Below are 17,054 nucleotides of genomic sequence, written 5' to 3'. Positions count from 1 at the left end.
CGCGACTAAGCCCTAATCCGGGACTAATCCCTAACGCGTGGCGGTGCCTGGCCGCCCACCGTGGACTCGCGCGGCACAATGCGGAACGCCGATTCGACTTCCCGGGGCGGCCCGGCGTCGGGGTTCTTGATACGTTCCATCAGCAGCTTGATGGCCGTCTCGGCAATTTCAGCACGCCCCGGGTCCACGGTGCTGAGCGTCGGCAGGGAGTACCGGGTCTCGTCGAGGTCATCGAAACCGATCACCGCGACGTCGTCGGGAACGCGGTAGCCTGCTTCCTGCAGAACGCGCACCGCGCCCTGCGCCAGCGTGTCGTTGAGGCCGAACACGGCGTCGAACGTGGCCCCGCGGTCCAGGAGGTCATGCATGGCGGCCGCACCGTTGGAACGGTGCCAGTCGCGGACATAGGCCACAATGCCGTCGTCGTAGGGGATGTTCCGGGCCGCCAGCGCCTCGCGGTAACCGCTCAGGCGCAGGCCGGCGGAACCGATCACCTCTCCCTGGTGCGCGCCCACCACCGCGATGCGCGTCCGGCCAAGGCTGAGCAGGTGCTCCGTGGCCGCCCGGGCGGCGGCAACGTTCTGCATGGTGACGTGGTCCGATTTGCTGTTGAAGACACGCTCGCCGAGCAGGACAATGGGGACCTCGGCCTTGATGAGGTCGACATCCTCCTGGCCCAGTTCCAGCGGACTGAAGATGAGTCCGTCGGACATTTTGAGGCGCGGGCTGGCCATCACTTCAAGCTCGCGGCCACGGTCCGCTCCGGTCTGTTCGATGAGCACCACCAGGCCGTGCTTGGCCGCGGCCTCAATGACCGAATCAGCCAGTTCGGCGAAGTACGGCAGGCTCAGCTGGGGGAGTGCCAGGGTGATCGCCCCGGTGTGTCCGGAGCGCAGGCTGCGCGCCGTGAGGTTGGGGCGGTAGCCCAGCGCGGCGATGGCTTCCTCCACCCGGGCGCGCGTGGTGTCCCGGACGTGGGGATGGTTGTTGATGACGTTTGAGACGGTCTTGAACGACACTCCCGCAACGCGCGCGACGTCGTGAAGCGTGGCTGCCATGCCGCATCCCCCGTTTACTGAATTCCTGAGGCGACGGTTGTGCCTGCTCCAATTTTACAACGTTGCATCCCCTTGTTCCTGCGACAATCCGGGAAGTAGCCTGCTCGCATCATAACGCAGCGCGATCCGTCCGGTTTAGCGGACTGCGGCTTCCGCGGCGGGCTCATCCAGCGGCATCATCGTCAGGCGTGTCGATTGCTGGACAGTGCCCAGCAATGACCGGGCCGCCAGCAGCAGGCCGCTCACCTCGGGGCAGGACAGTTCATAGAACAGCCTGCCGTCCTGGCGCGAGGGGATGACCAGACGCTGGCGGCGGAGAACACCAAGGTGCTGGGACAGATTTGACGGTTCCAGGCCGGTGCCGTCGCGCAAGCGGCTGACAGCCACGGGGCCGTCGGCGAGCATCTCCAGGAGCTGGATCCGGGCAGGGTGACCTATGGACTTAAAAAGTTCGGCCTTCACATCACTCAGGACCAGACCTACGGGCAGATCGTCCTTCATCGGGCCTCCCTCCTTACCTCCAATGCGCGGCACCAGGCCGGCGTTTCAACGATTTAAGACTAGGACAGACAGAAAGGTCTGTCTTGCATTCTCGCCTTTTAGCTCGATGTCCATGTACATCGTAGCCCCCGGACGTCTCCGGACAGCGGGGTGTTTTCAATCAGTGGCCACCCCTTGCGCGGACGAGTGTAGTAGTTCAGACTTTCATGAATTCATCAAATCGCACCGGCCGTCCACAGGCGGCCGGCAACACTTGGATGGATTCAGGCTGCTTCCGCTGACAACGGCGTCACCGGGGGTGGCATGATCCCAAGTTTCAGGAGGGCTCAATGGCAGGCATGTTCGAACTATTCGCCGACTCGGATTCTTCCTTCAGATTTCAACTGACAGCTCCGGACGGAACGGTCATGGCGCTCTCCAAGCCCTTCCCGGACAAGCGCGCCGCCGTTGCAGGGATTGCTGAGGTTCGCGAGTACGCGGGGATGGGCTTTGTCACCGAAATCCCGGCACCGGACACGGAAGACACGTCTGAAGGCATCGCGGACGCAACGTCCGCCGAATTAGCAGCTGACCCGCCGGCGGGAGGCGACTTCGCGGAAAAGCGGAAAGCCATTCCGGCCGGATCGTTCAATCCCGCCAGGCTCCCGCGGGCCCGCGTCTCCTCTGCGGCGCGCGCCCTCGGCGGGCGGGCAGCCAGCCGGAAACAGCAGATTCTCGTTCGGTGGCGGCAAACGATACGGTCGGGAGCCGCCGTCGCCGATCTCCGTGCGTGTTGACTTCCGTGGACGCGCCGAGAGCCCCGCAGGCGTACCCCAGTGCCCTTGCTGCGTCTGACTGCATCGTCGGGAAGCTCCGTTTCGACGTGGCCAGCGGAAAGCTGGACTGGTCCGAGGAGCTCTACCTGATCCACGGCTACAGCCGCGGGGAGATTGTGCCAACCCTCGATCTGTTCCTCTCACACAAGCATCCGGATGACCGGACACGCAGCCGTGAGACTTTCACCCAAGTGAGCAGCACCGGAGGCAGTTTCTTCACGTACGACAGGCTCATCGACGCCCGCCTGCGGGAGCACAGGATCCTGACCACAGGGGAGGGCGTGCTGGACGACTGCGGAAGGCCCAGCCACATTGATGCCTTCGTCATTGACCTCACGAGGACCCTGCAGCGCGAGTCGGAACTGTTTGCCCGGGCGGCCGTTGCGGCGGCCAACGCCAGCCGCAGCACTATAGAGCAGGCCAAAGGCATCCTAATGGGCGCCCTGCACATCGGTTCGGACGAGGCCTTCAAACTGCTCGTCAGCAACAGCCAGCACTGCAATGTCAAGCTGGCGCGGACGGCTGCCGACCTGGTGGACCTGGCCAACAACTCCAAGGACCCCGCCGTGCTGGACGGTTTCATTCAGGCCCTCCACCGCGGCCCTGTCCGGCACCGGTCCAGGGTTATCGGCACGAACCGCCATCACGGGCGGCGCCCGCAGCGCTCCATGTAGCCCTGCGGAAAGCCGCACGGCGAACAGGGGTTTCGTTTAGGGTGCAGGAACATCATGCGTCCCTCCCGCCGCATGTAAAATTCCTTCTACGATGACTGCCGAAGATGCCAACCGCTCGACGTTGTTGCCCGCCCAGGCAATGGCGGGCCGTGACGACCCAGTGGACCGCATTCTCGCGACCGCTTATGAGCTGTTCTCCCGACGCGGCATCCGCGATGTTGGGACCAATGAACTCATCAGTCGTTCCGGCGTGGCCAAAGCAACGTTCTACCGGCACTTCCCGTCCAAAGATGCCCTTGTCCTGGCCTTCCTGGCGCTCCGCGACCAGGTATGGACCGTGGACCTCATCGTCTCGGAAGCCCGCCGGCGCGGTAACACCCCCGAAGAACGGTTGCTGGCTGTCTTCGATGTGTTTGGCGACTGGTTCCACCGTGACGACTTCGAGGCCTGCACGTTCATCAACGTCCTGCTCGAAATGGGTCCCGAACATCCGCTGGGAAAGGCGAGCATCGGCTACCTGAGCAGGATCCGCGGCCACATCGAGGCGCTTGCGGAGGAGGCCGGGCTGAACCGCACCGAGGAATTCGCGCGCTCCTGGCACATCCTGATGAAGGGTTCCATCATCTCGGCCACCGAGGGGGATTTCCTCGCGTCAAAGCGGGCGCAGCAGATGGCCGGCTGGCTCATCGAGCACCACCGCGGCTGACGAATACCGCTACTGAGGAACACCAACGAGCGCCGGGAGGTCCCGGCGCCCGTTGGCGGTGTCGTTGTCCTGCGCGGCTAGGAGTCCTGGACTGCGGCGCTGCGAACTTCACTGTCGCGCAGCGGCCGCCGGGCCAGCCAGGCGGCAACGATTGCGCCTGAGATGTTGTGCCACAGCGAGAATACCGCCGAGGGCAGCGCGGCCAGCGGGCTGAAGTGCGCGGTTGCCAACGTGGCGGCCAGTCCGGAGTTTTGCATGCCCACTTCGAAGGCCAGCGCCCGGCGCGCTTTGTCGTCCAGGCGGCCCACCTTCCCGGCCAGGTAGCCGAGGCCGAGGCCAAAGCCGTTGTGCAGCACAACGGCGAGGAAGACGATGCCGCCGGCAGCCACAATCTTGCCGGCGCTGCCGGCCACCACGATCGCCACGATCAGGGAGATGACGACGGCGGACGCCCAGGGGAGCGCCGGAAGGACCTTCGCGACCAGCTTCTTGAGGAAGAGCCGGGCAAAAAGGCCGGCAACCACCGGCAGGAGCACGGTCTTGACGATATCCAGGACCATGGCGCCGGCGTCGATCTGGAGGAAGGACCCTGCCAGGAAAAGGACCAGCAGGGGCGTGACGATGGGAGCGATCAGCGTGGAGACGGACGCCACCGCCACGGAGAGCGCTACGTCCCCCTTGGCCAGGAACGCCATCACATTGGAGGCCGTTCCGGACGGTGCGCAGCCCACGAGGATGAGGCCGACGGCCAGTTCCGGCGGCAGGTTGAGCGCCACGGCGATCAGCCAACCCGCGCCCGGCATGATTACGTAGTGGGCCACGATGCCCAGCACCACTGCCCAGGGCCGTTTGACCACGGACGCGAAATCCGGAGGGGTGAGCGTCAGGCCCATGCAGAACATGATGATGCCGAGCAGGTAGGGGACGCTGGGGCCCATGGGTTGGAAGGCGCCGGGCATTAGGAAGCCGGCAACGCCCGCCACCACCACCAGGATCGGGAAGACGGTCACCGCAATGCGGGCGATCTTCGCCTCCGCAGCCAGCGCAGGATTGAGCGGCGCGGCATCAGCATCGGTGCCGGCCGCCGTGTTTTCATGGGTTTTTGTTGCCTCGAGCATCCAATAATGCTCACACCCGGGCGGCTAGTCCGGCCAATTCATGAACAGACGTCTGACATTTATGTCGGACCTTGCTGTCGGATCCCAGTCACTACTCCTTGGGCTATTCCCGCGGAGCTTTGCTGTGATCGGCTATATGTGCCGTGGCCGCGTGCTCGCGAATCTCGGTGACGCCGGACGCGGCTGCTGCGCTGTCACGGTAGACGCCGGATTCGGCCAGGATGTTGCCTGCGCCGTTGAGTAGCCGGATGCGTACGCCGCCTTTTTCAGCGGCGACAAGTTCGAATTTTCCTGCCATGCTGTTTCACTCCCCCAGGGTGGTGCGCCTGCTAGAAGGCCGCAGAACTGCTCCCGCAACAATTCTAGATGACAAAACCTGTCACATGAGTTACCAGACGCATTGTGTCGTTTGGGAGGGGGATGGAGCATGCCGCCAATGCTGCAGCTAGTGGCCGGCGTTGAGCTTCCCTGCCAGTTTTTCGCGCATCTGGACACTGGCGGAGTTCAGGCCGATCAGCTCCACTTCGCGGCCGTGCCTGCGGTATTTCTCGGTGACGGCGTCCAGGACGGCGATGGTGGAGGCGTCCCACAGGTGCGAGGCGTGGAGATCGACGATGACGCGGTCCACTGTGGGCGCGGAATCGCGGGCATATTCGAACTGGGTGTAGAGGTCGTTGGAGGAGGCGAAGAACAGCTCCCCGTCCACCGTGTAGGTCGCGACTGTCTCGCCGCTGAGCTCAATCTCCGTACGCTCCACAGTTGCGAAATGGGCAACCCGCCGGGCGAACATGGCCATGGCCGCCAGCACGCCGACTCCCACCCCGATCGCCAGGTTGTGGGTGGCCACCACGGTGCCCACGGTGATGACCATGACGGCGGTCTCCGACTTGGGCATCCGCTTGAGCGTCTTCGGGGCGACGGAGTGCCAGTCGAAGGTGATGGCGGAGACGAAAATCATCACGGCAACCAGCGCTGCCATAGGGATCAGGCCCACAATGTCACCCAGCGTCACCACCAGGACCAGCAGGAAGACGCCGGCGAGGAACGTGGAGACCCGGCTGCGGGCGCCGGATCCCTTGACGTTGATCATGGTCTGGCCGATCACTGCGCAGCCGCCCATGCCGCCCAGGAAGCCGGTGACGATGTTCGCCACGCCCTGACCCAAGGATTCGCGGGTCTTGTTGGAGCGGGTGTCCGTGATGTCGTCAACGAGCTTGGCCGTCATGAGCGATTCAAGCAGGCCCACCAGTGCCATGGACAGTGCGAACGGGGCGATGGTCTGCAGCGTTTCCAACGTCAGGGGCACATTGGGAATGAAGAAGGTGGGCAGGCTTTCGGGGAGTTCGCCCTTGTCCTGGACGGCCGGAACGTCGATGTTGGCCAGCACCGCGAACAGCGTGAGAGCGACGATCGCGACGAGCGGGGACGGCACGGCCGACGTCAGCCGCGGGAGCGCAACGACGATCACCAGGCCGACCGCCACGAGCGGATACACCAGCCACGGAACGTTGATCAGCTCCGGCAGCTGCGCCATGAACACCAGGAGGGCCAGCGCGTTCACGAACCCCACCATCACCGAGCGCGGAATGAAGCGCATCAGCCTGGTGACGCCCAGGAGCGCCAGCAGGATCTGGAAGACCCCCGCCAGGATCACCGCGGCGATTAGGTAGTCCAGGCCGTGGCTCCGCATCAGCGGCGCGATCACCAGGGCAACCGCGCCGGTGGCGGCGGAGATCATGGCGGGCCGGCCGCCCACGAAGGAGATGGTGACGGCCATGGTGAAGGACGCGAACAGCCCAATCCGGGGATCCACGCCGGCAATGACGGAGAACGCAATGGCCTCGGGGATCAGGGCCAGCGCCACCACCAGCCCGGCCAGGGCCTCAGTCTTCAGGCGGCGCGGGGAACGGAGCGTAGCCCGGACGGATTGGAGTTGTTCGGGCTTCATCTGTTCCTATGGCTTGGTCTGGCGGTAGCGCTCGAGCTGCTTCAGCCGCCGGAGGAGGCTGTCGCGCCGGGGGTGCGGAACGACGTCGGGCGCCTCCGCGGTGAGGTCAATGTGTTTGGTGCCGTACTGCCACAGCAGCAGGTCATCCAATAGCCGGTCCGGGCCGGGGGAGTACCTGTGGTCCAGCGCCTTGCGGACTTCGGTGATCCGGTTGGCACTGAGCAGCCCGGCAAGCTGTACGGTCTGGTTGAGGCCGTGGGCCGCCATCAGCTCGGCTGCCCAGCCCCAGTCATCATCCACTTTACGGTCCACGTGCGGCAGGAGCGTGCGCCAGACGTCGCGGATCCGGTTCGGCGTCAGCTGCGCGGCGCCCTCTCCGTCCATGTCCCAGTAGCCGCGGACTTCCTCGTAGCGCTCGTGCAGGTCCGCGAACGCGCCCTCCACGGTTTCCAGCATGGCGGCGGTGGCGGTGAACTGCCGGTCGAAATGGGGAGTCCAGGCGCGGGGGTCCTCGGCCTTGAAACGGATATCGTGCTCGATCTCGCTCCAGGCGTGGGCAAAAACGGTACGGATCTGGCACTCAAAAAAGTAGCTGCCGTTGGGCTGGATCTCCGGGTTGAACACCTGCTGGTACTCCTTGACCGCCTCGTTCTGGATGGTCCGCAGGATCAGGTGGCGGCTGGAGTAGCCGTAGGTACCGGACTCGATGGAGCCGATGTCCTTTTCGCGGTCGCCGCGGCAGTCAAACAGCTGGCGCTGGCGCTTGATCAGGTTGGCCACCACCGCGTTCTCCGCCGGAAGCTTGGTGATGACGCGGACGCCCACCATGTCATTGAGGGTCCGGAACGGGTCCGGGAACTTCAGGACGGGCGGTCCGCCCGGTTCCAGCGGCTCTTCCGTCCGGGAGATCTTTTCCTTGAACGACTCCACGGATTTGGTGCGGCCGGTGACGAACAGGGGTGTCACCTCGGTGTCCTTGAGCATGCTCCGCAGCGTGAGCAGTACTTCGCGCGTGACCAGCTTGAGGGCAGGCCGGACCCGCTCGTAGAGCTCCACGTTTTGCTGCACGGACTCGCGCAGGCCTGCGTCCAGGCGGTCCCAGTTGGTAGCCATGTTTCCAGCTTACGGGTGGCGTGTGACAGCCATGCGAGGTGACACTCCTGCGGACCGCCGTCGAACGGCGCGCCCTTGAACGATTGCAAGGCGCCGTCGCGACGGTGGCGGGCGCAAGCTGACAGCCGCCCAAGGTAGGCTCGGCACATGGCTGATCTGCGGCGTCGGACCGTGCTTTTACGGGGGTTGCCCGCCGCAGCAGCGGTGACACCGGGGGCACTGTCCGCTTCCTGTCCGTCGGGCCCGAAGGAGGACGCAGTGAAGCGGCACAAGTACCAGTACGGCGGTGACCCCAGCCAGTGGGGTGAGCTCTTCCTGCCGGAGGCCCTGGGAACCCGGGGCGTGGTGGTGGTGATCCACGGCGGGTACTGGCGCTCGCAGTACGGCGCCGAGCTGGGCGAGCCGCTGGCCCGGGACCTTGCCATGCACGGAATGCCGGCCTGGAACCTGGAGTACCGGCGCGCCGGCAACGGCGGCGGCTGGCCGCACACCTTCGAGGACGTACTGGCGGGGATCGACAAGCTCAGGGACGTCGCCGGGACCCACGGGCTCGGTCTGGACAAAGTGGTGGCCCTGGGCCACTCGGCCGGCGGGCATCTCGCCGTCTGGGCGGCCGGCCGGACCAGGCTCGGCCAGCTCGGCGCGCCCGACGCGGACCGCCAGCTGCAGCGGAAGAACGACGATGACGGCGCTGTGCAGCTCACCGGTGTGGTCAGCCAGGCCGGCCTGCTGAACCTGGCCGCCGCCGAAAAACTCAACCTCAGCAACGGTGCCGTCAGCAACCTGCTGGGCGGGTCGTCGGGAAAGTACCCGAAGCGCCACAAATTTTCCGACCCCATGAGCGCCATCCCGCTGCGGGTCCCCGTCTACGCCGTCCACGGCAGCGACGACGAAGATGTGCCCCCGAGCCAGTCCGAATCCTACGCCCGGGCGGCCAGGGCCGCGGGCGGACCCGTCCAGCTGCTGAAGGTGCCGGGCGACCACTTCTCCCTGATCGACCCCAAGGCGCCGGCCTACCGGAAGTGCCGGGATTTGGTCCAGGAACTCCTGGGCTGAGCCGGCGTTCCCTTAGACTGGACGAAGGTGCGCCGGGAAGTCTGGTCGGCATGACTTTGTCGACTCAACGTTTAGGACACTCATGAGCCACACGCCACCGCCCACGCCCGCCGCAAAACCCCGGTTCACCGTCCTCGGCTACGGCAGCTACGCGGAATCGCTGCGCATCGGCGAGATCCTGCGCAAGGAAACGGTGGGCGGCGCGTTACTGGTTGCGGCTGCCGTGATCGCCCTGGTCTGGGCGAATTCACCTCTCTCCGGCAGCTACTTCGCCTTGCGGGACTTCCGGATCGGCTACGAACCCTGGCACCTCGACCTCAGCCTGGGTGCCTGGGCCGCCGACGGCCTGCTGGCCATCTTCTTCTTCCTGGTGGGCCTGGAACTCAAGCGCGAATTCGTGGCGGGCGACCTGCGGCAGCTCAGCAAATCGGTGGTGCCCGTGGCGGCCGCCGCCGGCGGTGTGCTGGTCCCGGCCCTGATCTATGCCGCAGTGAACATATACAGCCCCGAAACCCTGCGCGGCTGGGCCATCCCCACGGCCACGGACATCGCGTTTGCCGTGGCTGTGCTGGCAATCATCGGCTCGCACCTGCCCAGTGCCCTGCGCATCTTCCTGCTCACCCTGGCCGTGGTGGACGATCTGATTGCCATCAGCATCATCGCGTTCTTCTACTCCACCGACATCCAGCCCGCCCCGTTGCTGCTCGCCCTCATCCCGCTGGCGCTCTACACCTTCCTGGCGCAGAAGTACCGCCGCTTTTTCGGCACCCACTTCATGGCTGCCTGGGCCATCCTCCTGCCGCTCGGCATTGCCACCTGGGCACTGGTGCACGCATCCGGCATCCATGCCACCGTGGCCGGCGTGCTGCTGGGATTCGCCGTGCCGGTGATTCGGTCCAAGGCCAGCGGCGGCACCGAGGCCGGGCCGGGCCTTGCCGAAATCTTCGAGCACCGCTTCCGGCCCATCTCCGCCGGAGTCGCCGTTCCCATCTTTGCCTTCTTCTCCGCCGGCGTGGCCGTCGGAGGCTGGGAAGGGCTTGGCTCCGCCTTGGCCGACCCCGTGGCCATCGGCATCATCATGGCCCTCGTTTTGGGCAAGCCCGTCGGCATTATGGGCACCACGTGGATCCTGACCAAAGCCACCAGGGCCCGGCTGGACGGATCCTTCAAGTGGATCGATGTCTTTGGAGTCTCGCTCCTGGCCGGAATCGGCTTCACCGTGTCCCTGCTGGTCGCCGAACTCAGCTTCGGCCACGGCAGCCTGCATGACGACCACGCGAAGGTGGGCATCCTGGCGGCGTCACTTGTCGCCGCTGTTCTGGCTACCGTGGTGCTGCGGACCCGGAACCGCCAGTACCGCCGGGCCGAGGAACTGGAAAAAATCGACTCGGACCAGGACGGCATCCCGGACGTCTATCAGCAGGAAACCCGCGGCTGACCATCCCGGATCCCTTGAAACAACATACCCCTAGGGGTATGCTGTTGGGTGTGGCCGGAAAGCCGCCGCGCCCCGCCGAGGAGGATGCCATGGACGTCATTGTCATCGATACCCCGCAGCTGGGGGACCGGAGCTACCTGGTGCACGACGGCACCGTGGGCCTTGTCATCGATCCGCAGCGGGACACGGACCGCGTGGAGGCTGCCGCCCGGGAAGCGGGCGTGACCATCACCCATGTCGCTGAAACCCACCTGCACAACGACTACATCACCGGCGGGCCGGAGCTCGCCAAGGCCCATGCTGCGAAGTACCTGGTGAACGCCGCCGATGCGGTGCAGTTCGAGCGCGAGGCCATCACCGACGGCCAGGCTGTCCGGGTGGGATCCCTGACGGTAAAGGCCGTTGCCACGCCCGGGCACACCCACACGCACCTCTCGTTCATTGTGGACGACGGCGAACAGCAGGCGGTCTTCTCGGGCGGCAGCCTGCTCTACGGCTCGGTGGGCCGGACGGACCTCGTAGCCGAGGCGGACACGGTGGGCCTGACCCATGACCAGTACGCTTCCGTGCGCAGGCTCGTGGCCGAGGCCCGGCAGGACGCGGCGCTCTTCCCGACGCACGGTTTCGGGTCCTTCTGTTCATCAGGCCCGGCCACCGGCGCCGCCTCCTCCACGGTGGGCGAGCAAGTTACGGCCAACCATGCCCTGACCGACCCGGACGAGGACCACTTCGTCCAGGAACTCATCGCCAACCTCTCCGCGTATCCGTCCTACTACGCCCACATGGGCGCCCGCAACGCCAAGGGACCCGGGCCCGCCGACCTCACCGTCCCGGAGTCCGTGGACCCTGCCGAGCTCACCCGCCGCCTTCACGACGGCGAATGGGTGGTTGACCTCCGCCGCCGCGTGGCCTTCGCCAGCAACCACCTCAAAGGCAGCGTCAGCTTCGAATACGGGCGCGGCTCCAACTTCACCACGTACGTGGGCTGGGTCCTGCCCTGGGAAAGGAAGCTCACCCTGGTGGGATCGCATGACGACGTCGAAAAAGCCATCCGCGACCTTTCCCGGATCGGCATCGATTCGCCGGATGCCGCCGTCGGAACCGAACCGCAGGCGTTGGCGTCGGATGCCGCCGTCGCCTCCTATCCGCGCGTGGGCTGGGACGGCCTGCTGGCGGGCCGCGGCGAGAGCGACACGGTCCTGGATGTTCGGCGCGCGGACGAGTTTACGGCGTCGCACGTGGCCGGAGCAGTCAACGTCCCCGTGCACCAGCTCCTGGCCCGGATGGACGAAGTGCCTGCCGGAAGGCTGTGGGTGCACTGCGGTTCCGGTTACCGGGCCGGAGTCGCGGCCAGCCTGCTGCAGCGTGCGGGCAGGGACGTAGTGCACCTGGACGCGAGGTTCGGCGACGCAGACGCAGCCGGAGTCCAGCTGGCCGGTGTCCAGCGGGAGAAGGCCAAGCCGGAGAAGGCCCAAACGGGAGCGCGCGCGGCCCCGTTCTCTGGCAGAGTATGAGCATGCTCACAGTTATTGGCGAAGGCCTGGTCGACGTTGTCCAACGCTCCTCGGGAATCGAAGCCCACGTCGGCGGCAGCCCGCTCAACGTGGCGGTGGGACTGGCCCGGCTGGACCATCCCGTGCAGTTCATTGGCAGGTTCGGACGCGACGCCTACGGCGAGTCCGTGGCCGCCCACCTGAAATCCAGTTCGGTCATGGTGCCGCAGGGCCCGGATGCCCTGCCAACCAGCGTGGCCACCGCCCTGATCGACGACGACGGCGCCGCCACCTATACGTTCGACCTCGCCTGGGAACTCCCCGGGCTCAGCGGCCGGCTGCCGTTCATGCTGCAGGGCACAACCCTGGTGCACACCGGTTCCATAGCAACCATGCTGGCGCCGGGCGCCGCCGAGGTGCTTGCCGCCGTCGAGCACGCCCACCCGTCCGCCACCGTCAGCTTCGACCCCAACTGCCGCCCCAGCATCATCACCGACGTGGACTATGCCCGCCGACAGGCGGAAAAGTTCGTGTCGCTGGCCGACGTGGTGAAGGCCTCCGACGAGGACCTCGAATGGCTGTACCCCGGCGTGGACGTCCTTGATTCGGCCCGCCGGTGGCTCTCCCTGGGCGGTTCCGAAGGGCCTGCGCTGGTGGTGGTCACACGCGGCGCGGCCGGCCCATGGGGCATCACCGCAGCCGGTGAAGCCGAGTTCCCTGCCCCCAAGGTTGATGTGGCAGACACCGTCGGTGCGGGAGACTCCTTCATGGCCGCGTTGATTTCCGGGCTGGTGGACCGGGGCCTGGACGGTGCCCAGAACCGGAAGGAGCTGCGTGAATTCCCCGCCGAATCGCTCCGCGAACTCCTGGCCCATGCCGCCTGGGCAGCGGCCGTAACGGTGTCCCGGCCCGGGGCCAACCCGCCCACCAGGGCCGAGCTCAACCACTTCGAGCTCGAGAACCTGGAACGCGACGGCTTGGAACGCGATGCCGCGGAGCTCGCCGGAGACGACCTGAGGAATGCCGACTCCACCAGCAACTGAAAGGCAGCAGATGTATCCCCACGATTCCCCTTCCCTGCGCGTCAGCAGCGAGTCCTTTCACGACGGCCAAACGCTGCCGCCCGCCCAGCGCAGCGGCAAGATGCGCGCCGGCGGCAAGGACGAATCACCGCAACTGAGCTGGAGCGGCGCTCCGGAGGGCACCAAGGGCTACGCGGTCACCATGTTCGACCCCGATGCCCCGGGCCGCGGCGGATTCTGGCACTGGGCCGTGCTGGACGTCCCCGCCGGCGTAACCTCGCTTCCCGCCGGAGCCGGGGCGGAGGGCGGCCGGCTGCTCCCAGCCGGTGCACTGCAGCTGAAGAACGACGGCGGTTTCCATGGCTACCTGGGGGCCGCGGCGCCGCCGGGCCACGGGCCGCACCGCTACGTCGTCACGGTCTACGCTTTGGACGTGGAGCACCTCGGGCTGGACGCAGGTGTCAGCCCGGCCAAGCTCGAGCCGAAGCTGGCGCCGCACGTGCTGGGCCGCGGGACGATCACGGGCATCTTCGAACGCTGAGCCCGATCTCGCGCGTCAGGGCCGGACTTGGATCCAGGGCGGACCCGCCGCCGGCCCCACGTAGACTGGCACTATGCGGCTGGTAGCAAGTGACATTGACGGAACGATCCTCGGGCATGACGGCAAGATTAGCGACCGTACCATCCGCGCCTTCCACGCCTGCCGTGATGCCGGCGTCGAACTGGTATTCGTGACCGGACGGCCGCCCCGCTGGCTGCACCCCCTGGAGGACCAGCTGGGGCACACCGGAACGGTGATCTGCTCCAACGGCGCCGTGGTGTGGGACCTTGAGGAAGGCCGCCTGGTCTCGGCCCGCGCCCTTGCCTTGGATGCGGTCTTCGAAACGCGCCGCATCATCAAGCAGCTGCGGCCCTCCGCGCTGTTTGCCGCGGAAACGCTCACCGGATTCCACCTCGAACCGGGTTTCATCGAAAATGACTCCAGCGAACTGCTGTCCGAGTTCACCCCGGCTCCCCTGGCCAGCACGCTTACAGCGGACGACGCCGTGGTCAAGTTCCTGGCAATTGTCCGCGAAGGCACCGCCGACGAATTCCTCGCCGAGGTCTCACCTGCTGTCGCCCACCTCGCGTCGGCCACCCACTCGGCGCCCACCGTAGCAATGCTGGAGCTGGCCGTGCCGGGCGTCAACAAGGCCGTGACCCTGGCCGAATACGCCGCCACCCTGGGGATTGCCGCCGCTGACGTGGTGGCATTCGGGGACATGCCCAACGATATCGAGATGCTGCGCTGGGCAGGCGACGGCTACGCGATGGCCAGCGGCCACCCGGAGGCCATCCGCGCCGCGGGGCAGCAGGCACCCCATTTCGACGACGACGGCGTGGCCCAGATCCTCGAAGCCAAACTCGCCGAACTTGGTGTCAGGCCCCTCTAGGCGGGCGTCCGGCAGTGGCTGAGTCCCAACCCTTCTTTGCGGCCGGAAGCCCTTCGGCACGGATTGCCATGGCACACCGCGGATACTCGCCGGACGGACTGGAAAACTCGATGGCAGCGTTCCGCTCCGCCGTCGAACTTGGCTACCGCTATCTGGAAACGGATGTCCACACCACCGCCGACGGGGTGCTGCTGGTGTTCCATGACCCGTCGCTGGACCGGGTCACGGACGGGGCGGGACGCATCTCCCGGCTCCCGGCCGGGACGATTGCCCAGGCAAGGATCGGGGGAGTGGAGCCCATCCCGCTCTTCAAGGAGCTGGTGTCAGCTTTCCCCGGCGTGCGGCTGAACCTCGACGTCAAGGACTGGAGCTCCGTTGCCAGCCTCGCCGCGGCCATTGAACAGTACGGCGTCCACGACCAGGTGCTGATCGCCAGCTTCTCCGACCGCCGGCGGCGGGCCGTTATCAGGCTCCTGAGCCGGCCGGTCGCCGGGTCGGCGGGGATCGTATCCAACGCGCTCTTCACGGTGCTGGGGCCGGTGCTCCCGGCCCGGGTCATACGGCGGGCACTGCGGGGCGTGCACGCGCTTCAGGTGCCGGTCAGATACGGTGCAGTCCGGGTGGTGACACCGGGCTTCGTCCGCCGGGCCCACCGGTACGGACTGCAGGTCCACGTATGGACCATCAACGATCCGGCGGAAATGCGCCGGCTCCTGGACCTTGGCGTGGACGGAATCGTCACGGACCGCGCGGATCTCCTCAAGCAGGTGCTCCAGGGCCGGGGGCAGTGGGACTAGCGGGACTGGCCGCCGTGGTGTGATGCCCGCTGTGCATCCAGCACCCGTGCGAACTCGTCCGCAGGGACCGGCCGCCCGAAGTAATAACCTTGGGCGCTGACGCAGCCGATGCCGGCCAGGTGCTGTGCCTGTTCCGCGGTCTCCACCCCTTCCCAGACGGCCTCCAGGCCGCAGGCCCGGATCAGCTGGAGGATCGCGGCAATCAGGGCCGGCTGGGCCGGGTCAGTGCCGAGGTCCTTCAGCAGGGAGCGGTCCACCTTGACCTTGTCCACGGGCAGCCTGCGCAGGTAGCTGATGGAGGAATAGCCCGTGCCGAAGTCATCGATTTCCAGCCCCACGCCGAGCTTCCGCAGGCTGTTCAGGGAGTACCGGTCCAGTTCGTTGCCGCTGACAATGGCGCCCTCCGTCAGCTCGAGCACAAGCAGTTCCGGGCTGAGTTCCGCCCCGATGAGGGCATCGCGGACCTCTTCGATGAACTCGAGGCGCTGAAGGTCCGTGGGCGAGATGTTGATGCGCATGGAGAAGTCGTCACCCGCGTAGGACGCTGCGCGCCAGTCCCGGAGCTGTCCGACGGCGGCGCGGAGCACCCAGCCGCCTAGCTCGGAAATGAGTCCGGCGTCCTCCGCAAGCGGAATGAATTCATCCGGCATCACCATTCCACGGGACGGGTGGTTCCAGCGGACCAGGGCCTCCGCGCCCTCGATCCTGCCCGTGGCGAGCTCAACCACGGGCTGGTAGTAAAGCACCAGCTGGGATTCCGTAATTGCCGTTCGCAGGTCCTCAATCAGCTGGCTTCGCAACTGGCGGGCGTGCAGCATGGCCGGTGCGAAGACCTTGAGCCGGTTCCGGCCGCCGGCTTTGGACGCGTACATCGCCACGTCGGCTTCCATCAGCAGCTGTTCCGCGCTCTGGCCGGCCCCGCCGATGCATAGCCCCATGCTGGCGCCGCAATGGACGGCGTCGTTCTCGAGCTCCACCGGGTCCTCCAGGGCCGCGAGGATGCGGTTGCCCACGCTCGCTGCCCGCGCCAGTGTGGTGGCCGGCATCAGCACGGCAAATTCATCACCGCCCAGACGGGCCACCGTGTCTGTGTCGCGGACGGATTCTTTGATGCGCTCGCCGACTGCGGCCAGCACCTGGTCCCCTGCCGCGTGGCCGAGGGTGTCGTTGATGCCCTTGAAGGCGTCAAGGTCCAGCAGGAGGACGGCGGGCGGCAGGCCGCCCTCCTCAGTCTCGGTCAGCGCCTCGTTGAGGGCGCCGACGAGGGCCGCTCGGTTCGAGAGGCCCGTCAGGGAGTCGGTGAGGGCCATCTTCCGCATTTCCAGATGGGCTTCATTGAGGAGCCGGGTGCGCAGTTCCACTCGCTGTTCAAGCTCCTGGTACATGATCTGCAGATCCTCGGCGAGGAGGTTGGTGCCCATGATGACGGCATCCAGTTCGTCCCTGGCGGGGGATACTTCGATTCTGGAGTGGAGTTCGCCTGCGGCGAGGCGGACTATTCCGTCCAGCAGCTTGCCCAGGCGCGGATCGCCGTCAGTGAACATAGGCATGTTCCTTCAACCAATAGATCGCCTCGGCTTCGGACGTGAAATAGCCGGCAGGCCGCGACGTGAAGCCGCCACCGAGGATGAAATGGGCCAGGATCCGGTCCACCGGTGTCTGGCCGAGCAAAGCCCAGGCCGCCACGGTGGTCAGGCTGCCGAAAACAGCCCTGGCCGCCCTGCTGACGGACGCCACATCCGTCACGTCCATCAGTACAGCCACCCGGGAACCGGCCGACGGGACTTGGAGTTTCGCGGCCAGCAAGCGGGCTGACGGCTCATCCAGGTGTTCGTGCCGGGGGAGCACGATCTTGATGATGTGATCGTGCATCAATCCAAGC

Annotated in this window: 18 protein-coding genes; 10 read left to right on the top strand and 8 right to left on the bottom strand. The window is 66.4% G+C overall.

Annotated elements, in window-relative coordinates:
* Positions 1-23: 23 nt before the first annotated feature.
* Positions 24-1,058, bottom strand: a complete 1,035-nt coding sequence (locus tag J7I79_RS07565; protein ID WP_214951910.1) for a LacI family DNA-binding transcriptional regulator — start codon at positions 1,056-1,058, stop codon at positions 24-26.
* 135 nt (positions 1,059-1,193) lie between these two features.
* Entirely contained in the window at positions 1,194-1,559 is a 366-nt protein-coding gene (locus J7I79_RS07560; protein WP_214951907.1) for a helix-turn-helix transcriptional regulator, read from the bottom strand.
* A 329-nt stretch (positions 1,560-1,888) separates the two neighbouring features.
* Between J7I79_RS07560 and J7I79_RS24755 the strand changes: the two genes are divergently transcribed.
* The 3 genes from J7I79_RS24755 (at position 1,889) to J7I79_RS07545 (ending at position 3,754) form a co-directional block, all read left to right on the top strand.
* Positions 1,889-2,335: a DUF1508 domain-containing protein gene (locus J7I79_RS24755; protein ID WP_311380537.1), complete on the top strand. Its 447-nt coding sequence runs from the start codon at positions 1,889-1,891 to the stop codon at positions 2,333-2,335.
* Positions 2,329-3,048 (top strand): PAS and ANTAR domain-containing protein, encoded by a 720-nt coding sequence (locus tag J7I79_RS07550; RefSeq protein ID WP_311380536.1) that lies wholly within the window; start codon positions 2,329-2,331, stop codon positions 3,046-3,048. Before J7I79_RS24755 ends, J7I79_RS07550 begins: the two co-directional genes overlap by 7 nt.
* Before the next feature lie 91 nt (positions 3,049-3,139).
* Positions 3,140-3,754, top strand: coding sequence for a TetR/AcrR family transcriptional regulator (locus tag J7I79_RS07545; RefSeq protein WP_396020173.1), 615 nt, complete (start codon positions 3,140-3,142; stop codon positions 3,752-3,754).
* 77 nt (positions 3,755-3,831) lie between these two features.
* On the opposite strand, the gene J7I79_RS07540 is transcribed toward J7I79_RS07545, so the two are convergent.
* The 4 genes from J7I79_RS07540 to J7I79_RS07525 all read right to left on the bottom strand — a co-directional run bounded on the left by J7I79_RS07540 (position 3,832) and on the right by J7I79_RS07525 (position 7,933).
* On the bottom strand, positions 3,832-4,872 hold the full coding sequence (locus J7I79_RS07540) for a bile acid:sodium symporter family protein (protein ID WP_214951905.1): 1,041 nt from the start codon (positions 4,870-4,872) through the stop codon (positions 3,832-3,834).
* A 103-nt stretch (positions 4,873-4,975) separates the two neighbouring features.
* Entirely contained in the window at positions 4,976-5,170 is a 195-nt protein-coding gene (locus J7I79_RS07535) for a YegP family protein (protein ID WP_214951903.1), read from the bottom strand.
* Positions 5,171-5,317: 147 nt separating this feature from the next.
* Positions 5,318-6,820, bottom strand: coding sequence for a SulP family inorganic anion transporter (locus J7I79_RS07530; RefSeq protein ID WP_214951901.1), 1,503 nt, complete (start codon positions 6,818-6,820; stop codon positions 5,318-5,320).
* 6 nt (positions 6,821-6,826) lie between these two features.
* Complete coding sequence (locus tag J7I79_RS07525) at positions 6,827-7,933, bottom strand: GTP pyrophosphokinase family protein (RefSeq protein WP_214951899.1); 1,107 nt, start codon at positions 7,931-7,933, stop codon at positions 6,827-6,829.
* A 258-nt stretch (positions 7,934-8,191) separates the two neighbouring features.
* On the opposite strand from J7I79_RS07525, the gene J7I79_RS07520 reads away from it, so the two are divergent.
* The 7 genes from J7I79_RS07520 to J7I79_RS07490 all read left to right on the top strand — a co-directional run bounded on the left by J7I79_RS07520 (position 8,192) and on the right by J7I79_RS07490 (position 15,172).
* The gene (locus J7I79_RS07520) at positions 8,192-8,989 is read left to right on the top strand and encodes an alpha/beta hydrolase (RefSeq protein WP_214951897.1); all 798 of its coding nucleotides are present in this window, start codon (positions 8,192-8,194) and stop codon (positions 8,987-8,989) included.
* Between the two features lie 82 nt (positions 8,990-9,071).
* Positions 9,072-10,427, top strand: a complete 1,356-nt coding sequence (gene nhaA, locus J7I79_RS07515; RefSeq protein ID WP_214951895.1) for a Na+/H+ antiporter NhaA — start codon at positions 9,072-9,074, stop codon at positions 10,425-10,427.
* An 89-nt stretch (positions 10,428-10,516) separates the two neighbouring features.
* Positions 10,517-11,941, top strand: a complete 1,425-nt coding sequence (locus J7I79_RS07510; protein ID WP_214951893.1) for a rhodanese-like domain-containing protein — start codon at positions 10,517-10,519, stop codon at positions 11,939-11,941.
* A 2-nt stretch (positions 11,942-11,943) separates the two neighbouring features.
* On the top strand, positions 11,944-12,963 hold the full coding sequence (locus J7I79_RS07505; protein WP_251042491.1) for a carbohydrate kinase: 1,020 nt from the start codon (positions 11,944-11,946) through the stop codon (positions 12,961-12,963).
* A gap of 10 nt (positions 12,964-12,973) precedes the next feature.
* Positions 12,974-13,483, top strand: coding sequence for a YbhB/YbcL family Raf kinase inhibitor-like protein (locus tag J7I79_RS07500; RefSeq protein WP_214951888.1), 510 nt, complete (start codon positions 12,974-12,976; stop codon positions 13,481-13,483).
* 73 nt (positions 13,484-13,556) lie between these two features.
* Positions 13,557-14,375 (top strand): HAD family hydrolase, encoded by an 819-nt coding sequence (locus J7I79_RS07495; RefSeq protein WP_214951886.1) that lies wholly within the window; start codon positions 13,557-13,559, stop codon positions 14,373-14,375.
* 68 nt (positions 14,376-14,443) lie between these two features.
* Positions 14,444-15,172, top strand: coding sequence for a glycerophosphodiester phosphodiesterase (locus J7I79_RS07490; RefSeq protein ID WP_214952073.1), 729 nt, complete (start codon positions 14,444-14,446; stop codon positions 15,170-15,172).
* Here the strand turns inward: J7I79_RS07490 and J7I79_RS07485 are convergent.
* Positions 15,169-16,716, bottom strand: coding sequence for a bifunctional diguanylate cyclase/phosphodiesterase (locus tag J7I79_RS07485; RefSeq protein ID WP_214952071.1), 1,548 nt, complete (start codon positions 16,714-16,716; stop codon positions 15,169-15,171). The two genes, J7I79_RS07490 and J7I79_RS07485, sit on opposite strands and share 4 nt — an antisense overlap.
* Complete coding sequence (locus tag J7I79_RS07480; RefSeq protein WP_214951884.1) at positions 16,706-17,044, bottom strand: STAS/SEC14 domain-containing protein; 339 nt, start codon at positions 17,042-17,044, stop codon at positions 16,706-16,708. The genes J7I79_RS07485 and J7I79_RS07480 overlap by 11 nt, the downstream gene beginning before the upstream one ends.
* Between the last annotated feature and the right edge of the window lie 10 nt (positions 17,045-17,054).

Origin of the sequence: Arthrobacter sp. ISL-69 (assembly GCF_018613775.1) — a bacterium.
Lineage (GTDB): Bacteria > Actinomycetota > Actinomycetes > Actinomycetales > Micrococcaceae > Arthrobacter.
This window is presented reverse-complemented; position numbering and strand designations above follow the sequence as displayed.